Annotated in this window: 16 protein-coding genes; all 16 read left to right on the top strand. The window is 69.9% G+C overall.

Going from position 1 to position 18,186, the window contains the following annotated elements; genetic code table 11:
• Position 1 precedes the first annotated feature (1 nt).
• Positions 2-931 carry a methionyl-tRNA formyltransferase gene (gene fmt / locus AC4PMY_RS18250; RefSeq protein WP_071260170.1) on the top strand — a complete coding sequence of 310 codons (930 nt, stop codon included), beginning with the start codon at positions 2-4 and terminating at the stop codon, positions 929-931.
• Positions 928-2,415, top strand: a complete 1,488-nt coding sequence (locus tag AC4PMY_RS18245) for an RsmB/NOP family class I SAM-dependent RNA methyltransferase (RefSeq protein ID WP_491623340.1) — start codon at positions 928-930, stop codon at positions 2,413-2,415. The genes fmt and AC4PMY_RS18245 overlap by 4 nt, the downstream gene beginning before the upstream one ends.
• Before the next feature lie 10 nt (positions 2,416-2,425).
• The gene (gene rpe / locus AC4PMY_RS18240; RefSeq protein WP_491623339.1) at positions 2,426-3,094 is read left to right on the top strand and encodes a ribulose-phosphate 3-epimerase; all 669 of its coding nucleotides are present in this window, start codon (positions 2,426-2,428) and stop codon (positions 3,092-3,094) included.
• Between the two features lie 65 nt (positions 3,095-3,159).
• Positions 3,160-3,423, top strand: coding sequence for a phosphoribosyl-ATP diphosphatase (locus AC4PMY_RS18235; RefSeq protein ID WP_064293847.1), 264 nt, complete (start codon positions 3,160-3,162; stop codon positions 3,421-3,423).
• A 77-nt stretch (positions 3,424-3,500) separates the two neighbouring features.
• Positions 3,501-4,340, top strand: coding sequence for an ATP phosphoribosyltransferase (gene hisG / locus AC4PMY_RS18230; protein ID WP_491623338.1), 840 nt, complete (start codon positions 3,501-3,503; stop codon positions 4,338-4,340).
• Between the two features lie 47 nt (positions 4,341-4,387).
• Positions 4,388-5,152, top strand: a complete 765-nt coding sequence (hisF, locus tag AC4PMY_RS18225) for an imidazole glycerol phosphate synthase subunit HisF (RefSeq protein WP_071260176.1) — start codon at positions 4,388-4,390, stop codon at positions 5,150-5,152.
• Complete coding sequence (gene hisI, locus AC4PMY_RS18220; protein ID WP_064293850.1) at positions 5,149-5,538, top strand: phosphoribosyl-AMP cyclohydrolase; 390 nt, start codon at positions 5,149-5,151, stop codon at positions 5,536-5,538. Before hisF ends, hisI begins: the two co-directional genes overlap by 4 nt.
• Positions 5,539-5,551: 13 nt before the next feature.
• Positions 5,552-6,244 carry a Trp biosynthesis-associated membrane protein gene (locus AC4PMY_RS18215; protein WP_491623337.1) on the top strand — a complete coding sequence of 231 codons (693 nt, stop codon included), beginning with the start codon at positions 5,552-5,554 and terminating at the stop codon, positions 6,242-6,244.
• Positions 6,245-6,359: 115 nt separating this feature from the next.
• Positions 6,360-6,590, top strand: a complete 231-nt coding sequence (locus tag AC4PMY_RS18210; RefSeq protein WP_064293851.1) for a DUF6704 family protein — start codon at positions 6,360-6,362, stop codon at positions 6,588-6,590.
• A 2-nt stretch (positions 6,591-6,592) separates the two neighbouring features.
• A complete protein-coding gene (gene trpC / locus AC4PMY_RS18205; RefSeq protein ID WP_491623336.1) occupies positions 6,593-7,369 on the top strand; it encodes an indole-3-glycerol phosphate synthase TrpC in 777 nt (258 codons plus the stop codon).
• On the top strand, positions 7,366-8,616 hold the full coding sequence (gene trpB, locus AC4PMY_RS18200; RefSeq protein WP_369808438.1) for a tryptophan synthase subunit beta: 1,251 nt from the start codon (positions 7,366-7,368) through the stop codon (positions 8,614-8,616). The genes trpC and trpB overlap by 4 nt, the downstream gene beginning before the upstream one ends.
• Entirely contained in the window at positions 8,613-9,425 is an 813-nt protein-coding gene (gene trpA / locus AC4PMY_RS18195) for a tryptophan synthase subunit alpha (protein WP_064293854.1), read from the top strand. The genes trpB and trpA overlap by 4 nt, the downstream gene beginning before the upstream one ends.
• 75 nt (positions 9,426-9,500) lie before the next feature.
• Positions 9,501-10,514 carry a prolipoprotein diacylglyceryl transferase gene (lgt, locus tag AC4PMY_RS18190; protein ID WP_079002517.1) on the top strand — a complete coding sequence of 338 codons (1,014 nt, stop codon included), beginning with the start codon at positions 9,501-9,503 and terminating at the stop codon, positions 10,512-10,514.
• 117 nt (positions 10,515-10,631) lie between these two features.
• Complete coding sequence (gene gltB / locus AC4PMY_RS18185; RefSeq protein WP_071260179.1) at positions 10,632-15,194, top strand: glutamate synthase large subunit; 4,563 nt, start codon at positions 10,632-10,634, stop codon at positions 15,192-15,194.
• Positions 15,187-16,644 (top strand): glutamate synthase subunit beta, encoded by a 1,458-nt coding sequence (locus tag AC4PMY_RS18180; RefSeq protein WP_064296909.1) that lies wholly within the window; start codon positions 15,187-15,189, stop codon positions 16,642-16,644. Before gltB ends, AC4PMY_RS18180 begins: the two co-directional genes overlap by 8 nt.
• A 92-nt stretch (positions 16,645-16,736) precedes the next feature.
• Positions 16,737-18,152, top strand: coding sequence for a pyruvate kinase (gene pyk, locus AC4PMY_RS18175; protein ID WP_491623335.1), 1,416 nt, complete (start codon positions 16,737-16,739; stop codon positions 18,150-18,152).
• Positions 18,153-18,186: the final 34 nt, after the last annotated feature.

Below are 18,186 nucleotides of genomic sequence, written 5' to 3'. Positions count from 1 at the left end.
CATGAGGCTGGTCTTCGCCGGCACCCCCGCCGTCGCCGTCCCGACGCTCGACGCCCTCGTCTCGGCCGGGCACGAGATCGCGGCCGTCGTGACCCGACCCGACGCCCCGCTCGGCCGCAAGCGGGTCCTGACCCCGTCGCCGGTGGCAGCGGCCGCCGAACGGCTCGGGCTCCCGGTCATCCGCGCTGCACGTCTCGACGACGACGCGACGGCGCGGATCGTCGCGCTCCGTGCGGAACTCGGCGTGATCGTCGCGTACGGCGGGCTCGTCCGTGAACCCCTCCTGTCCGCGCCGGCACACGGTTGGATCAATCTACACTTCTCGTTGCTGCCGGCCTGGCGCGGCGCGGCGCCCGTCCAGCGGTCCGTGATGGCCGGGGACGCGGTCACCGGCGCGTCGGTCTTCCAGCTCGTGCCGGCTCTTGACGCCGGAGACGTCTTCGCCACCGTGGAGACGCCGATCACCGAGGGCGAGACGTCGGGGGAGCTCCTCGACCGGCTCGCCGAGCTCGGCGCACCGCTCACTGCCGAGGTCGTCGCCGCCATCGCCGCCGGCACCGCGGTCGCGGCCCCGCAGCAGGGCGAGGTGTCCCTCGCGCCGAAGCTCGACGGCCAGGACGGCCGGATCGTCTGGGACCGCCCCGTCGCCGACGTGTGGTCGCAGATCCGCGGGGTCACCCCCGAGCCGGGCGCGTTCACCGTCCTCGACGAGGCGCGGGTGAAGGTGCACCGCGCCGTCCCCGTGTCGACCCTGCCGACGGATCCGCCGGCGCCCGGGACGATCGTGTCCGTCGACGGCCTCGTCCTGGTCGGCACGGCGGACACCCCGTTGCAACTCCTGGAGGTGCAGCCGGCGGGACGGACGGCGATGCCGGCCGCCGACTGGTGGCGCGGTGCGTCCACGGGAACCGATCGGTTGGTCACCGCGTGAGCGGCCAGCAGCCCGAGGGCCAGCGACGCCGCGACCGACGGCCCCGCGACGTGGAACCCCGTCGAGGACGCCAGCGTCCCACGCGTCCGCGTGACTCGGCGACCGTGCAGCCGGCACGCCGATTGGCCTTCGACGTCATCCACGCCGTCAGCACCTCGGACGCCTACGCGAACCTCCTCCTGCCGCACCGGCTGGCCGAGGCGAAGTTGAGTCCGGCGGACGCCGGCCTCGCGACCGAACTGACGTACGGCACCCTCCGCCGACGCGGGTACTACGACCGGGTCATCGCGCACGCTGCCAAGCGTCCCGTGACCGAGATCGACGACGCGATCCTCGACGTCCTGCGGCTCGGAGCCCATCAGCTGCTCTCCATGCGCGTCCCAGGCCACGCCGCCGTGAACGAGTCGGTCGAGCTCGCCCGCTCCGCGGGTTCACGGTCCGCTGCCGGCTTCACCAACGGCGTCCTCCGCACCATCTCGCGGACCGAACCCGCCGAGTGGGAGCGGATCCTGCTGGCTGAGGCCACGAACGACACCGATCGCCTGGCCGTGAGCACCGCACACCCGGCGTGGGTCGTTCGGGCCATCAGACAGGCGCTCGATCTGCAGGACCGCGGCGACGAACTCGAGGACGCACTGGCCGCGGACAACCTCGCCCCGCAGGTGAACCTCATCGCACTCCCGGGGCTCGCCGACCGGCCCGAGGACGCCGAACCCAACCGGTTCTCGCCGTACGGCTTCCGCAGCGCCGGCGGCGACCCGGTGCAACTCGTCGGGACCGGCGGCGGGCGCCTCCGCGTCCAGGACGAGGGCTCGCAGCTCGCCGCGCTCGCGCTGACCCGCGCGGTACCGGTCCGGTCCGGCGAGCGATGGCTCGACCTCTGTGCGGGGCCGGGTGGCAAGGCGGCGCTGCTGGCCGCCGAGGCCCTCGCCGGGGAGGCACGCCTCGACGCGAACGAACTGGTCCCCGCCAGGGCCCGTCTCGTGGAGCGCGCCCTCGCAGGTGTCCCGCTCGACGTGTCGGTCTCGACCGCCGACGGCACGACGCTCGCGGCAGCGCATCCCGCGACCTACGACCGCATCCTCCTCGACGCCCCGTGCACCGGGCTCGGCGCGCTGCGACGACGACCGGAGGCGCGGTGGCGGAAGACGCCGAAGGACGTCTCCGAACTGACCCGACTGCAGGGCTCACTGCTCGATGCCGCCATCACCGCGCTCGCTCCCGGCGGGATCGTGGCGTACGTGACGTGTTCGCCGCACGTCGGCGAGACGGCACTGATCGTGGAGAGCGCCCTGCGTGCCCATCCCGGGATGGAGCGGCTCGACACCTCCGCGGTGCTCGACCAGGTCACGACCGAACCGCTCGACGCCGCGGCACCCGGTGGCGCGGTCCAGCTCTGGCCGCACCGCCAGGGCACCGACGCCATGTACATCGCCCTCCTTCGCAAGCCTGCGGAGTCGGCCGGACCCGCTGTCGATCGATAGGCTCGAGCACATGTCCGCGCGCATCAACCCGAGCATCCTGTCCGCCGATTTCGTGAACCTCCAGGCCGACCTGGAGCGGATCGCGAGCGCCGACCTCGTCCATGTCGACGTCATGGACAACCATTTCGTCCCGAACCTCACGTTCGGTCCGCAGATGGTCGGTCGCATCCAGGACGTGTCTCCGGTCCCGCTCGACGTCCACCTCATGATCTCGGACGTCGATCGATGGGCTCCCGGCTACGCCGAGCTCGGGGCGTACTCGGTGACGTTCCACGCCGAGGCCACCAGCGACCCCGTCGCCCTCGCCAGACGCCTGCGTTCCATCGGGGCACGCGCCGGGATCGCCGTGAAGCCCGGCACGCCCATCGAGCCGTACCTGGAACTCCTGTCGGAGTTCGACCAGGTGCTCGTCATGACGGTCGAGCCGGGATTCGGCGGACAGTCGTTCATGCCGGAGACCATGCCGAAGCTGCAGGCGCTGTCAGCCGAGGTCGCGCGCACCGGTCTCGACGTCTGGCTCCAGGTCGACGGCGGGATCTCCGCGGACACGATCGGGATCGCTGCCGCCGCCGGCGCGGACACCTTCGTCGCGGGGTCGGCGGTCTACAGCGGTTCCGATCCGGCGTCGAACATCGCGCTCCTCCGGGCCGCCGCCGAGGCGTCGACGCACACCCACTGACCCGGCGAGCCGGTCGAGCGCGTCCGCGGTGCGCACCGCCGCCCGGAACCGGTACCCTGGAGCACGTGAAAACCTTCGACGAGCTGTTCGACGAGCTGCGCCTGAAGGCCGAGACCCGGCCGGAGGGTTCCGGCACCGTCCGCGAACTGGACACGGGTGTGCACGGCATCGGGAAGAAGATCGTCGAGGAGGCCGCCGAGGTCTGGATGGCGGCCGAGTACCAGAGCGACACCGAGACGGCCGAGGAGATCTCCCAGCTGCTCTACCACGTGCAGGTGATGATGGTGGCGAAGGGGCTCACCCCCGCCGACGTCTACCGACATCTGTAGGAGCTCGTCGCGGCGCATCCGCCGCGCCTCCTGATCACCCCTGTCGAGACACCGTCGCACAACACGAAAGTCACCCCATGCTGAGAGTCGCCGTGCCCAACAAGGGCTCGCTGTCCGAGACCGCCGTCGAGATGCTGCAGGAGGCCGGCTACGCGACCCGGCGCGACACCAAGGAGCTCCACGTCGTCGACGCACGGAACGACGTCGAGTTCTTCTACCTCCGTCCGCGCGACATCGCGACCTACGTCGGTTCCGGCGCCCTCGACATCGGCATCACCGGGCGCGATCTGCTCCTGGACTCGCACTCCGCCGCCACCGAACTCGCCGAGCTGGGCTTCGGCGGCTCGACGTTCCGCTTCGCCGGTCCGGCCGACGAGTTCTCCGAGCTCTCCGATCTCGCGGGGAAGACCGTCGCCACCAGTTACCCCGGCCTCGTCGGCAACTTCCTCCGCGACGCCGGTGTGGATGCCACGCTCGTCCACCTCGACGGTGCGGTCGAGTCGGCGGTCCAGCTCGGGGTCGCGGACGCGGTGGCGGACGTCGTGTCCACCGGCACGACCCTCCGGAAGGCCGGCCTCGGCATCTTCGGCCCGGTGATCCTCGACTCCAACGCCGTGCTCATCGCGTCGCCGGAGACGAAGCCCACCACGGCGACGCTCATCCGCCGCCTGCAGGGCGTGCTCGTCGCGCGGCAGTACGTGCTCGTCGACTACGACCTCCCGGTCCGGCTGCTCGAGCAGGCGACCGCCGTCGCCGGTGGCATCGAGTCGCCGACGATCTCGCCGCTCCGCGACCCAGAGTGGGTGGCGGTCCGGGTCATGATCCCTCGCGGCGACGCGAACGACGTCATGGACCGCCTCTACGAGCTCGGCGCACGCGCCATCCTCGTCACGGCCATCCACGCCGCCCGACTCTGAGTCGCCCCTCCATCATCACCCGCCCCAGTCGCCCTGCGGAGGCCTCCGTGTCACTCGCCACCCGAGTCATCCCCTGTCTCGACGTCGCCGACGGGCGCGTCGTGAAGGGCGTCAACTTCCTCGACCTCCGCGATGCCGGCGATCCCGTCGAGCTCGCGAAGCGCTATGCCGAACAGGGCGCCGATGAACTGACCTTCCTCGACGTCACGGCCACCGTCGCCGAACGCGACACCACCTACGACCTCGTCAGCCGCACCGCCGAGCAGGTCTTCATCCCGCTCACGGTCGGCGGCGGGGTCCGCTCGACCCAGGACGTCTCCCGGCTCCTGGCCAGTGGGGCGGACAAGGTCGGCGTGAACAGCGCCGCGATCGCCCGGCCGGAGTTACTGGGGGAGATCGCCGACCGCTTCGGCGCTCAGGTCCTCGTCCTGTCCCTGGACGTGAAGCGACACGTCGGCAGCGCATCCGGATGGATCGTCACGACACACGGCGGCCGACGAGAGACCGAGCTCGACGCGCTCGCCTGGGCCGCCGAGGCGATCGAACGCGGTGCGGGCGAGCTGTTGGTGAACTCGATCGACGCCGACGGCACCAAGGCCGGGTTCGACACCGAGCTCATCAGCGCCATGCGCGAGATCAGCCGGGTTCCGGTCATCGCGTCCGGGGGAGCAGGCCGCCTCGCCGACTTCCCACCCGCGATCGCCGCGGGTGCCGACGCCGTCCTCGCCGCGAGCGTCTTCCACAACGGCGAGTTGACGATCGGCCAGGTCAAACAGGAACTCGCCGACGCCGGTTGGACGGTGCGGGCATGAGCGCGGACATCACCATCCCGGTGGGCGCCGATCCGGAGACCGCGATCGGGCAGCTCACCTTCGACGCGCATGGCCTGCTGCCCGCGATCGTGCAGCAGTGGGACTCCCGCGAGGTGCTCATGCTCGGGTGGATGGACGCCGAGGCCGTCCGCCGGACGATGACCGAGGGGCGGGTCACCTACTGGTCCCGGTCACGACAGGAGTACTGGCGCAAAGGGGACACCTCCGGCCACGTGCAGTTCGTCCGGGCGCTCGCCTACGACTGCGACGGGGATACCCTGTTGGTGGAGGTCGATCAGCACGGTGCCGCCTGCCACACGGGCACGCGCAGCTGTTTCGACGGCCGGAGCCTCGACGTCGTCGCAGCACCGACGCCGACACCATGAATCGAGTTGGAGCATGACCGAGAGCACTGCAGCACCCCAGTCCGGACCGGTGGAGCCGCCGAAGCCCGACGAACCGTCCGAGGCTGACGAGCTCGAGTCCAGGGCTCTCCGCAGTCGTCAGCGCCGCCTGAAGACCCTGCTCCTCGTCACCGCCGTCCTCGCCGACGCGCTCATCCTCGCGGCGTGGACCCAGACCTGGCTCTCGATCAGCCTCGTCGGCGTCGGCCCACACTCCGGCGCGCTCGACGTGCTCGGCTCCGTCGCCGCTCCCGCTCTGTCCGCACTCGCCCTGGCCGGTCTCGCCCTCGTCGCAGCGCTGGCGATCGCCGGGCCGGTGTTCCGCATCATCCTCGGCCTGCTGGAGGCCGTGATCGGCGCCTGCGTCATGATCTCGTCGATCGCGGTGCTCGCCTCGCCGGCGACCGCGGGCGCGGCCGCCGTCACCGAGGCCACGGGCGTGGCCGGAAGTCAGTCGACCATCGACCTCGTCGCGGCGACCACGCTCACCGCGTGGCCGGCGATCACCCTGGTGCTCGGCGTCGTGCTCGGTCTCGCCGGGCTCGCGACCGTGCTCACCCACCGCCGGTGGCCCGGTCCGTCGAAGAAGTACCAGGCGGTCCGGTTCACCCAGGTGGAGACGGCCCCGAGCGCCGACCCGGTGGGCGCCTGGGACGACCTCAGCCGCGGCGACGACCCGACGCGCTGACCGCTCCGCCGACCCACGACGGCACCCCGGGCCACCTGGGAACTCGTGGCCCACGCACGGAACCGCGCACCGCTTGCCGGTACACTGGAACCCGCACTCGCACAGAAGGAGAACCATGAGCACCGACCCCTCGGACCCCGGCCACGGACACTCGCCCGCCGCCTGGACGGCCGTGATCATCATGTTGGTCGCGTTCGCCGCCGGTACGGTCTTCTTCTGGCTCGATATGCCCGTCCTCGTGTGGGCGTCGGCCGGCCTCCTCCTCCTCGGGTGGATCACGGGCGGTGTCCTCGCCAAGGCGGGGTACGGCGTCGGTGGGTCCAAGACCGTGGCGAAAGAGCACTGAACATGCTCGCCGACCTGATGGCCGGCGCGAAGGAGGACGCCCTCGGGCGCCTCGCGGGCCGTCCGGCTGCAGTCGTCGAAGCCGCTGCCGTCGAGGCCCCTCCGGCCATCGACGCCCTCGCTGCGCTCGCCCCGGCCGACCAGGTCAAGATCATCGCCGAGGTCAAGCGGTCCAGCCCGTCACGCGGCGCGTTGGCCGACATCCCCGACCCGGCGCTCCTCGCCTCGCTCTACGAGCAGGGTGGTGCCAGCGCGGTCAGTGTGCTGACCGAGGGCCGGAAGTTCGGTGGTTCGCTGCAGGACCTCGAGGCCGTCCGGGCTTCGATCCGTATCCCGGTCCTGCGGAAGGACTTCATCTCCCTGCCGTACCAGGTGTTCGAAGCCCGGGCATCCGGCGCCGACCTGGTCCTCCTGATCGTCGCCGGACTCGATCAGGCCACGCTGTCGTCGCTGCACGAGCTCGTCGTGCAGCTCGGCATGACGCCACTGGTCGAGACCCATTCAGCCGACGAGCTGTCGAGGGCGAGCGACATCGGCGCCCGGCTCATCGGCGTCAACGCGCGGAACCTCAGCACCTTCGAACTCGACCAACACCTCTTCGGATCGTTGACCGACCGTTTCCCCGCCGACGCCGTCAAGGTGGCCGAGTCCGCCGTGCTCCGCGCCGCCGACGTCGCCGCCTACCGACGTGACGGCGCCGACGTCGTCCTGGTCGGCGAGGCGCTCGTCACCGGCGACCCCGTCGCCACCCTCGAACAGTTCCTGGGAGCCACCGCATGACCATGTCACCAGCCACCCCCGCCCACGCGGAATCGACGCACCTCCGAGACGAGGCAGGCCCGTTCTTCGGCGACTTCGGCGGACGCTACATGCCTGAGGCGCTCATCGCCGCGGTCGACGAACTCGCGACGGCCTACGAGGCCGCCAAGGCCGACGAGAGCTTCCAGGCCGAGCTCACGACGCTGCTCCGCGACTACGCCGGCCGCCCGTCGATCATCACCGAGGTGCCACGCTTCGCCGCATCGGCGGGCGGCGCGCGCATCTTCCTCAAGCGCGAGGACCTCAACCACACCGGCTCGCACAAGATCAACAACGTCCTGGGCCAGGCGCTCCTCACGAAGCGCATCGGCAAGACCCGCGTCATCGCCGAGACCGGGGCCGGTCAGCACGGTGTGGCCACGGCCACCGCGGCCGCACTCTTCGGCCTCGACTGCACGATCTACATGGGCGAGGTCGACACCGAACGCCAGGCGCTCAACGTCGCCCGGATGCGACTCCTCGGCGCGACCGTCATCCCCGTGACGACCGGATCGCGGACCCTCAAGGACGCCATCAACGAGGCGTACCGCGACTGGGTCGCCTCGGTCGAGACGACGAACTACATCTTCGGCACCGCAGCGGGCCCACACCCGTTCCCCGTGATGGTGCGCGACTTCCAGAAGATCATCGGCGAAGAGGCCCGCGCACAGCTCCTCGAGTTGAACGGCTCACTCCCGGACGCGGTCGTCGCCTGCGTCGGCGGCGGCTCAAACGCGATCGGGATCTTCCACGCCTTCCTCGACGACGCGGACGTCGCGCTCTACGGGGTCGAGGCGGCCGGCGACGGCGTCGACACCCCACGGCATGCCGCGTCCATCGGCCGCGGTCGTCCGGGCGTCCTCCACGGTGCCCGCACCTTCGTCCTGCAGGACGACGACGGCCAGACCGTCGAGTCCCACTCGATCTCCGCCGGGCTCGACTACCCGGGCGTCGGACCGGAGCACGCCTGGCTCGCCGACACCGGGCGGGCGACGTACGTCCCTGCGACGGACGCCGAGGCGATGGAGGCCTTCCGGCTCCTGAGCCGCACCGAGGGCATCATCCCCGCGATCGAGTCCGCACACGCGCTTGCCGGGGCCATCGTCCTCGGCAAGGAGCTCGGCCCCGAGGCGACCATCCTGATCAACCTCTCCGGGCGCGGAGACAAGGACGTCGAGACGGCTGCGACCTACTTCGGGCTCCTCGACGAAGCCGGGCGGAACGCATGACCGCCCCGGCCACCGGTCACACGACGGTCTCACCGGTCGCTTCGGCGATCGATGCGGCCTCCGTGGACCGCCGCGGCGCCCTCATCGGATACCTCCCCGTCGGGTTCCCCGACCTCCAGACGAGCATCGACGCCGCCATCGCGCTCGCGCAGAACGGCGTCGACGTCCTCGAGCTCGGCGTTCCCTACTCGGACCCCGTCATGGACGGAGCGGTCATCCAGGCCGCGACGATGACGGCTCTCGCGGAGGGGTTCCGGTTGCGCGACGTCTTCACGGCGATCAGCGCCATCCGCGCCGCCGTGGACGTCCCGGTCCTCGTCATGACGTACTGGAACCCGGTGCTGCAGTACGGCGTCGAACGGTTCGCCTCCGACCTCGCAGCGGCCGGGGGAGCCGGGCTCATCACGCCCGACATCACCCCCGACGCCGCGGCGGACTGGCTCGACGCCAGCGAACGACACGGCCTCGACCGGGTCTTCCTCGCAGCCCCGACGTCGAGCGACGAGCGCCTGTCGCTCGTGACCGAACACTCCCGCGGCTTCGTCTACACCGTCTCCACGATGGGCATCACCGGTGCCCGGCAGGACCTCGACGCCGCTGCGAAGACCCTCGTCGGTCGGCTCCGCACGGCCGGGGCACAGCACGCGTGCGTCGGCATCGGCATCTCGACGGCGGAGCAGGTCCGCTCGGTCCTCGAGTACGCCGACGGAGCCATCGTCGGATCCGTGTTCGTCAAAGCCCTCGCCGACGGCGGTGTCCCGGCGATCACCGAGGTCGCCCGTTCACTCGCGGCCGGCACCGCCCGCTGAGGGTATCCTCAGCACGTCCGCGATGCTGAAAGCCCTACACTCGATCAGAGTTCGTAACGAAAGGCGACCACTGCAGTGATTGCACCCCTCAGCATCCCGAGCCCGAACCCGGACATCGCGACCTTCAGCGTGGGCCCGTTCACGGTGCACATGTACGCGCTCTGCATCATTGCCGGGATCATCGCCGCCACCATCCTCACCTCCCGGCGGCTGACGAAGCGCGGTGCCGAGCCGGGCATCGTGCTCGACATCATCCTGTGGGCCATCCCCTTGGGGATCATCGGTGCGCGGATCTTCCACGTCCTGACCCACCCCGGCGACTACTTCTACCCGGGTGCGGACCTCCTGCGCACGCTCTACATCTGGGAGGGCGGCATCGCGATCTTCGGTTCGCTCATCGGTGGAGCAGTCGGCGCCTACATCGGCTGCCGCATGACGGGGATCCGGTTCTGGACCTTCGCCGACGCCCTCGCGCCCGGCCTGCTGCTCGCCCAGGCGTTCGGACGCCTCGGCAACTACTTCAACCACGAGCTCTACGGGCTCCCCACGGACCTGCCCTGGGGCCTCGAGATCGAGGCCAGCAACCCCGCGTTCCCGATCGGTCTGCCCGCCGGCACGCTCTTCCACCCCACGTTCCTGTACGAGATCATCTGGAACCTGCTGGGGGTGGCCGTCATCCTCTGGATCGGACACCGCTTCAACCCGCAGTGGGGCCGCCTGTTCGGTGTCTACCTCATCTGGTACGGAGCCGGTCGCACGGTCTGGGAGACCATCCGGATCGACCCGAGCGAGTACCTCTTCGGCATCCGCGCCAACGTCTGGGCCGCGATCCTCGCGATCGTCGTCGGACTCGCGATCATCGTCATCCAGTCGCGTCGCCACACGGGTGCCGAGCCGTCGCCGTACGTCCCCGGCCGTTCCTGGGCCGATCCGAAGGCTGCGGTAGACTACTACGACACCGACGCGGAGAACCTGGGGCTGCGCAGTGCCTCCGCCGACGACGATGCCGACGGATCAGACCGCACTGCGTCATCCACTCCGTCGTCCGAAGCCACGGTCGCCACAAGCAAGACCGGCTCTCGCTCCTAGGCTGAACGCACCCTCGTCGGCCCGGTGGATCCCGGCTCAGCAGGGGATCCATCACCCGTTTCATCCCAGGGCCAGCGACGTCCCCTTCTGATCCCCTTTCGTGAGGACGGTAATTCCATGGCGCATGCACCGTACGCTTCGTTCAGCTCGGTTCCGCCCAAGCAGGGCATGTACGACCCGGCGAACGAGAAGGACGCCTGTGGCCTGGCGATGGTCGCGACCCTGACGGGCGAGGCCTCGCACAGCATCATCGACGCGGCGCTCGGTTCGCTCCGCAACCTGGAGCACCGCGGCGCGATCGGTTCCGACGCCGGGACCGGCGACGGCGCGGGCATCCTCACCCAGATGCCCGACGCCTTCCTGCGCGGCGTCGCCGGGTTCGAGCTGCCGCCGCTCGGTTCGTACGCCGTGGGCATCGCCTTCCTGCCCACCGACGCCTCCGAGCGCGCACAGCTCCAGACCCGCATCGCCGCGATCGCCGCCGAGGAGGAACTCACGGTCCTCGGCTGGCGCGAGGTGCCGGTCGACCCCGACGAGTTGGGGAAGCTGGCCCGTGCTGCCATGCCGGCGTTCGAGCAACTGTTCGTCACCGGGTCCGGAGCCTCGACGCCGACCGGGATCGCCCTCGACCGACTCGCCTTCCGGCTCCGGAAGCGGGCGGAGCGCGAGCTCGGGGCGTACTTCATCTCCCTGTCGAGCCGCACGCTCGTCTACAAGGGCATGGTCACGACGCTCCAGCTCGAACCGTTCTACCCAGACCTGTCCGACGAGCGGTTCGCGACCAAGCTCGCCATCGTCCACTCGCGGTACTCCACCAACACGTTCCCGTCCTGGCCGCTGGCCCAGCCGCTGCGCATGATGGCGCACAACGGCGAGATCAACACGGTCGAGGGGAACCGCAACTGGATGCGCGCGCGGCAGTCGCAGCTCGAGTCCGAGCTCATCGGCGACATCCGCCCGCTGCTCCCCATCATCACGCCCGGAGCGAGCGACTCCGCCTCGTTCGACGAGGTCCTCGAGCTGTTGACGCTGACCGGACGGTCCCTCCCGCACGCCATGATGATGATGGTCCCCGAGGCCTGGGAGAAGCAGACCGGGCTGTCGCAGGAGCGACGCGACTTCTACGAGTTCAACTCCATGCAGATGGAGCCGTGGGACGGTCCGGCAGCCCTCACCTTCACGGACGGCTCACTCGTCGGCGCGACCCTGGACCGGAACGGCCTGCGTCCCGGTCGGTGGCTGGAGACGACCGACGGTCTCGTCGTCCTGGGTAGCGAGATCGGCGTCCTCGACGTCGACCCGAGCCGGGTCAAGCGCAAGGGCCGCCTGCGTCCCGGGAAGATGTTCCTCGTCGACACCGAGGCCGGGCGGATCATCGAGGACGACGAGATCAAGGACGAGCTCTCGGCTTCGGCACCCTGGGGCGACTGGCTCGACGCCGGACGCATCAACCTGAGCGACCTGCCGGAGCGCGAGCACATCGTGCACACGCCGGCATCCGTCACCCGCCGCCAGCGGACCTTCGGGTACACCGAGGAGGAGGTGCGCATCCTCCTGCAGCCCATGGGCCAGAACGGTGCGGAGCCGCTCGGCGCGATGGGGTCGGACACCCCGATCGCGGTGCTCTCCGACCGCCCTCGGCTGCTGTTCGACTACTTCGTGCAGCAGTTCGCCCAGGTCACCAACCCGCCGCTCGACTCGATCCGCGAGGAGGTCGTCACCTCGCTGAAGCTCGGGCTCGGCCCGGAGCGCAACCTCCTCTCCTGGGGTCCGGAGCACGCCAAGCAGGTCGTCCTCGACTTCCCGGTCATCGACAACGACGAGCTCGCCAAGATCCAGCACATCGACCCGAACCCGGCGAGCCCGCTGACGACGACCGTCAAGGCGCTCTACCGCGTCGAGGACGGCTCGGCCGGACTCGAGACACGCCTGCGCGAGATGTGCGACGAGGTCGACCAGGCGATCCTCGCAGGCTCGGAGTTCATCGTCCTGAGCGACCGTGACTCGAACTCCGACCTCGCGCCGATCCCGTCGCTGCTCTCGCTCGCCGCCGTGCACCACCACCTCATCCGCGCCGAGAACCGGATGAAGGTCGGGCTCGTCGTCGAGGCCGGCGACGTGCGCGAGGTCCACCACGTCGCGCTGCTCATCGGCTACGGCGCCTCCGCCATCAACCCGTACCTGGCCATGGAGAGCTGCGAGGACCTCGTCCGCAGCGGCCTCATCCAGGGCGTCACCCGCGAGCAGGCCGTCAAGAACGTCATCAAGGCGCTCGGCAAGGGCGTGCTCAAGATCATGTCGAAGATGGGCATCTCGACGGTGTCCTCCTACGCCGGAGCACAGGCCTTCGAGGCCGTCGGCCTGAGCCAGCAGCTCGTCGACAGCTATTTCACCGGCACGGAGACGAAGCTCGGCGGTGTCGGCATCGAGGTGATCGCCGAGGAGAACGCGAAGCGTCACCGGTACGCGTACCCCGAGGACGCCGCATCGACGGCCCACGAGCGCCTGCAGTCCGGCGGTGAGTACCAGTGGCGTCGCGACGGTTCGCCGCACCTCTTCAACCCGGAGACGGTCTTCAAGCTCCAGCACGCGACCAAGACGCGCCGGTACGACATCTTCCGCGAGTACACCCACATGGTCGACTCCCAGGCGGCACAGCTCATGACGCTCCGCGGGATGTTCACCCTCCGCACCGGTGCCCGCCCGCCCGTCCCGCTCGACGAGGTCGAGTCGGTCGCCTCGATCGTGAAGCGGTTCTCGACCGGCGCGATGAGCTACGGCTCCATCTCGCGCGAGGCGCACGAGACGCTGGCGATCGCGATGAACAGCATCGGTGCCAAGTCGAACACCGGTGAGGGTGGCGAGGACGTCGACCGGCTCCTCGACCCGACGCGCCGCAGCGCGATCAAGCAGGTCGCCTCCGGCCGGTTCGGCGTGACGAGCATGTACCTCACGCACGCCGACGACATCCAGATCAAGCTCGCCCAGGGCGCGAAGCCCGGTGAGGGTGGGCAGTTGCCGCCGACGAAGGTCTACCCGTGGGTGGCGCGGACGCGGCACGCCACCGCGGGCGTCGGCCTCATCTCGCCGCCGCCGCACCACGACATCTACTCGATCGAGGACCTGAAGCAGCTCATCTTCGACCTGAAGCGTGCGAACCCGAAGGCCCGGATCCACACCAAGCTGGTCAGCCAGTCCGGCATCGGTGCGGTGGCCGCGGGCGTCGCGAAGGCGCTCTCGGACGTCATCCTCGTCTCCGGTCACGACGGCGGAACCGGCGCAAGCCCGTTGAACTCCCTGAAGCACGCGGGCACGCCCTGGGAGCTGGGTCTCGCTGAGACGCAGCAGACCCTCATGCTCAACAACATGCGCGACCGGGTCGTGGTGCAGGTCGACGGTCAGATGAAGACCGGACGCGACGTCGTCATCGGGGCCCTGCTCGGCGCCGAGGAGTTCGGCTTTGCGACGGCACCGCTCGTCGTCTCCGGGTGCGTCATGATGCGCGTGTGCCACCTCGACACCTGCCCGGTCGGCGTCGCGACGCAGAACCCGGTGCTGCGCGAGCGGTTCACCGGCAAGCCGGAGTTCGTCGTGAACTTCTTCGAGTTCATCGCCCAGGAGGTGCGCGAGTACCTCGCCGAGCTCGGGTTCCGGACGCTCGAGGAGGCGATCGGCCACAACGAACTGATCGACGCCGACCGGGCGATCGACCACTGGAAGGCGTCCGGGCTCGACCTGGCCCCGGTCCTCGTGGGTCCCGTCTTCGCCGACGACGAGCCGCGGATCAACCGCCGGCCGCAGGAGCACGAGCTCGAGAAGCACTTCGACCAGCAGCTCATCACGGCCGCCTCGGACGTGCTCGAACACGGTGGCCACTTCTCGGTCGACCTGCCCATCCGCAACACGGAGCGGGCGGTCGGCACCATGCTCGGCCACGAGGTCACCAGGCGGCACGGCGAGAACGGGCTCCCGGCAGGGAGCATCGACATCACCCTGCGCGGCTCGGCCGGGCAGTCCTTCGGCGCGTTCCTCCCCGGCGGCATCGCGCTGCGGCTCATCGGCGACTCGAACGACTACGTCGGCAAGGGCCTGTCCGGCGGACAGATCGTCGTCCGGCCATCCGAGCGCGCAGCCTTCGCGCCCGAGGAGAACGTGATCGCCGGCAACGTCATCGGGTACGGCGCGACCCAGGGCACCATGTTCCTGAGCGGGATCGTCGGCGAGCGGTTCCTGGTGCGCAACTCCGGCGCCACGGCGGTCGTCGAAGGCGTCGGTGACCACGCGCTCGAGTACATGACGGGTGGTCTCGCCGTCATCCTGGGTCAGACCGGCCGGAACCTCGGCGCGGGCATGTCCGGCGGCACGGCCTACGTGTTCGACCTCGAACGCGACCAGGTCAACCGCGACTCCCTCGCCTCGGGGGAGCTCACCCTGTCCGAACTCGACAGTGCCGACGCCGAGATCGTCCGCGACCTCCTCGAACGGCACGTCGTGGAGACCGGTTCTCCGCTGGCCGGCCGGCTGCTCGCCGACATCGAAGACTCACTCGCCCGGTTCGTCAAGGTCCTCCCGCGTGACTACGCGGCGGTCCTGGCGACCCGACAGACCGCACTCGACGAGGGGCTCGACCCCGACGGCGACATCGTATGGAACCGAATCCTGGAGGTGACCGGTGGCTGATCCCAAGGGATTCCTGAAGGTACCGGAGCGCGAGCTCCCGAAGCGCCGGCCCGTGCCGGTCCGCATCATGGACTGGAAAGAGGTCTACGAGCAGAGCGACCCCGCGACCGTCCGCAAGCAGGCTGGTCGCTGCATGGACTGCGGCATCCCGTTCTGCCATCAGGGCTGCCCGCTGGGCAACCTCATCCCGGAGTGGAACGACCTGATGTGGCGAGGCGAGGGACGCTCGGCCATCGAGCGGCTGCACGCCACGAACAACTTCCCGGAGTTCACAGGCCGTCTCTGCCCGGCGCCGTGCGAGAGTTCGTGCGTGCTGGGCATCAACCAGCCCGCCGTGACCATCAAGCAGGTCGAGGTGTCGATCATCGACCAGGCGTTCGCCAACGGTTGGGTCGAGTCCCACCCGCCGGAGCGGCTGACCGGCAAGACGGTCGCCGTCGTCGGTTCCGGTCCGGCCGGTCTCGCCGCAGCCCAGCAGCTGACGCGTGCCGGGCACACGGTCGCGGTCTACGAGCGCGACGACCGCATCGGTGGTCTGCTGCGCTACGGCATCCCCGACTTCAAGATGGAGAAGAAGCACCTCGACATCCGGCTGAAGCAGATGCAGGACGAGGGCACCCGGTTCCGCGCCGGCGTGAACATCGGGGTCGACATCAGCTGGGACGAGCTCCGCGCCCGCTACGACGCCGTCGTCATCGCCACCGGCGCGATGGTGCCGCGCGACCTGCCGATCCCCGGTCGTGACCTCTCCGGGGTCCACTTCGCGATGGAGTACCTCGTGCAGGCGAACCGCGTCGGCGCCGGCGACACGGTCGCCGACCAGATCACGGCGGAGGACAAGCACGTGGTCGTCCTCGGCGGCGGCGACACCGGTGCCGACTGCATCGGCACGGCGCACCGTCAGGGTGCCGCCTCCGTCACGAACCTCGCCATCGGCACGCAGCCGGCGGGGGAGCGGCCCGAGCACCAGCCGTGGCCCATGATGCCGACGCTCTTCGAGGTCGCGAGCGCACACGAGGAGGGCGGCAACCGCGAGTACCTGGTGTCGACCGTCGAGTTCCTCGCCAACGAGGCCGGCGAGGTGCGGGCGATCCGCGTCGCCGAGACGGAGTTCATCGACGGCCGTCGCGTGCCGAAGAGTGGCACCGAGCGGGAGATCCCGGCCGACCTCGTCCTGCTCGCACTCGGATTCACGGGCCCGGAGGACGAGACCCTCGAGTCGCAGTTCCAGCTCCCCTTCACCGGGCGTGGCAACGTGGCGCGGGAGCACGATTACCAGACCAACCAGCCCGGCGTGTTCGTCGCGGGTGACGCCGGTCGTGGCCAGTCCCTCATCGTGTGGGCGATCGCCGAGGGCCGCGCTGCGGCGGCGGCCGTCGACCAGTACCTCGAGGGCGAGACCCAGCTTCCCTTCCCGGTCCGTCCCACGGACCAGCCCATCTCCCTCTAGGCTTTCAAGCGGACGACAAGCGTCGGACGCATCATGCCGAGCAGTGAGTACCGAAGCGCCTCGCGCGCAGAAATCATGGAGAACACACACACATGAGACGAGCCAAGATCGTCGCAACGCTGGGGCCTGCAGTCTCCAGCTATGAGAACATCCGGGCCATCATCGATGCGGGGGTCGATGTCACCCGGATGAACCTGAGCCACGGCAGTTACGACGTGCACGAGGCCATCTACGCCAACGTGCGCAAGGCCACCGAGGACTCCGGCCGTGCCGTCGCCGTCCTGGTCGACCTGCAGGGCCCGAAGATCCGCCTCGGCAAGTTCGAGGGCGGCCCGTACGACCTCGCCGTCGGCGACATCTTCAAGATCACGACCGAGGACATCCTCGGCACCAAGGAGATCTCCTCGACGACGTTCAAGGGCCTGCCCCAGGACGTCAAGCCGGGCGACTTCCTCCTGATCGACGACGGCAAGGTCAAGGTCGAGGTCGTTGAAGCGGACGACACCGTCGTGACCACGCGCGTCATCGTCGCCGGCCCCGTGTCGAACAACAAGGGCATCAACCTCCCCGGCGTCGCCGTCAACGTCCCCGCGCTCAGCGAGAAGGACGAAGCGGACCTCCGCTGGGGACTGCGTCTCGGCGCCGACCTCATCGCCCTGTCGTTCGTGCGCGACGCAGCCGACATCGACCGTGTCCACGAGATCATGGCGGAGGAGGGCCGCAAGGTCCCCGTGATCGCCAAGATCGAGAAGCCGCAGGCCGTCGAGAACCTCGAGGGTATCGTCGAGGCGTTCGACGCGATCATGGTCGCCCGTGGCGACCTCGGTGTCGAGCTCCCGCTCGAGGCCGTCCCGATCGTGCAGAAGCGTGCGGTGGAGCTCGCTCGCCGCATGGCGAAGCCGGTCATCGTCGCGACGCAGATGCTCGAGTCGATGATCTCCAGCCCCATCCCGACCCGCGCGGAGACCTCCGACGTCGCGAACGCGGTGCTCGACGGTGCTGACGCGGTCATGCTCAGTGGCGAGACGAGTGTCGGCGCCTACCCGGTGATCACGGTCCAGACCATGGCCCGGATCGTCGAGTCGACCGAGACCCACGGTCTCGACCGCGTTCCGCCGCTCGGCACGAAGCCGCGCACCCAGGCCGGAGCGATCACGTTGGCGGCCGTCGAGGTGGCGGACTTCGTCGAGGCGAAGTTCCTCTGCGTCTTCACGGAGTCGGGGGAGTCGGTCCGCCGCATGGCCCGTCTCCGCAACCGGATCCCGATCCTGGCGTTCACGCCCGACCCGGCCATCCGTCGTCGGATGGCGCTGAACTGGGGCGTCGAGTCCTTCGTCGTCGAGCGCGTGACGCACACCGACCAGATGGTCGCCCAGGTGGACGAGGTCCTCGTCGCCACGGGCAAGGCCGCCGTCGGTGAGCCGGTCATCATCATCTCCGGTTCCCCTCCCGGCATCCCCGGGACGACGAACGACATCCGCGTCCACAAGGTGGGCGACGTCCTCTAGTCGTCGACAGCAGCGAAGGCCGTGGTCCTCCCGT

This window comes from Plantibacter sp. MDV22-iso1, from assembly GCF_058408345.1.
This window is presented reverse-complemented; position numbering and strand designations above follow the sequence as displayed.

Bases quoted from the DNA above. Each gene is read 5' to 3' on its own strand.
- trpA (WP_064293854.1), top strand. From the start codon at position 8,613: ATGACCGCCCCGGCCACCGGTCACACGACGGTCTCACCGGTCGCTTCG.
- rpe (WP_491623339.1), top strand. From the start codon at position 2,426: ATGTCCGCGCGCATCAACCCGAGCATCCTGTCCGCCGATTTCGTGAAC.
- trpC (WP_491623336.1), top strand. From the start codon at position 6,593: ATGCTCGCCGACCTGATGGCCGGCGCGAAGGAGGACGCCCTCGGGCGC.
- fmt (WP_071260170.1), top strand. From the start codon at position 2: ATGAGGCTGGTCTTCGCCGGCACCCCCGCCGTCGCCGTCCCGACGCTC.
- gltB (WP_071260179.1), top strand. From the start codon at position 10,632: ATGGCGCATGCACCGTACGCTTCGTTCAGCTCGGTTCCGCCCAAGCAG.
- AC4PMY_RS18215 (WP_491623337.1), top strand. From the start codon at position 5,552: ATGACCGAGAGCACTGCAGCACCCCAGTCCGGACCGGTGGAGCCGCCG.
- hisG (WP_491623338.1), top strand. From the start codon at position 3,501: ATGCTGAGAGTCGCCGTGCCCAACAAGGGCTCGCTGTCCGAGACCGCC.
- AC4PMY_RS18210 (WP_064293851.1), top strand. From the start codon at position 6,360: ATGAGCACCGACCCCTCGGACCCCGGCCACGGACACTCGCCCGCCGCC.
- hisI (WP_064293850.1), top strand. From the start codon at position 5,149: ATGAGCGCGGACATCACCATCCCGGTGGGCGCCGATCCGGAGACCGCG.
- pyk (WP_491623335.1), top strand. From the start codon at position 16,737: ATGAGACGAGCCAAGATCGTCGCAACGCTGGGGCCTGCAGTCTCCAGC.
- trpB (WP_369808438.1), top strand. From the start codon at position 7,366: ATGACCATGTCACCAGCCACCCCCGCCCACGCGGAATCGACGCACCTC.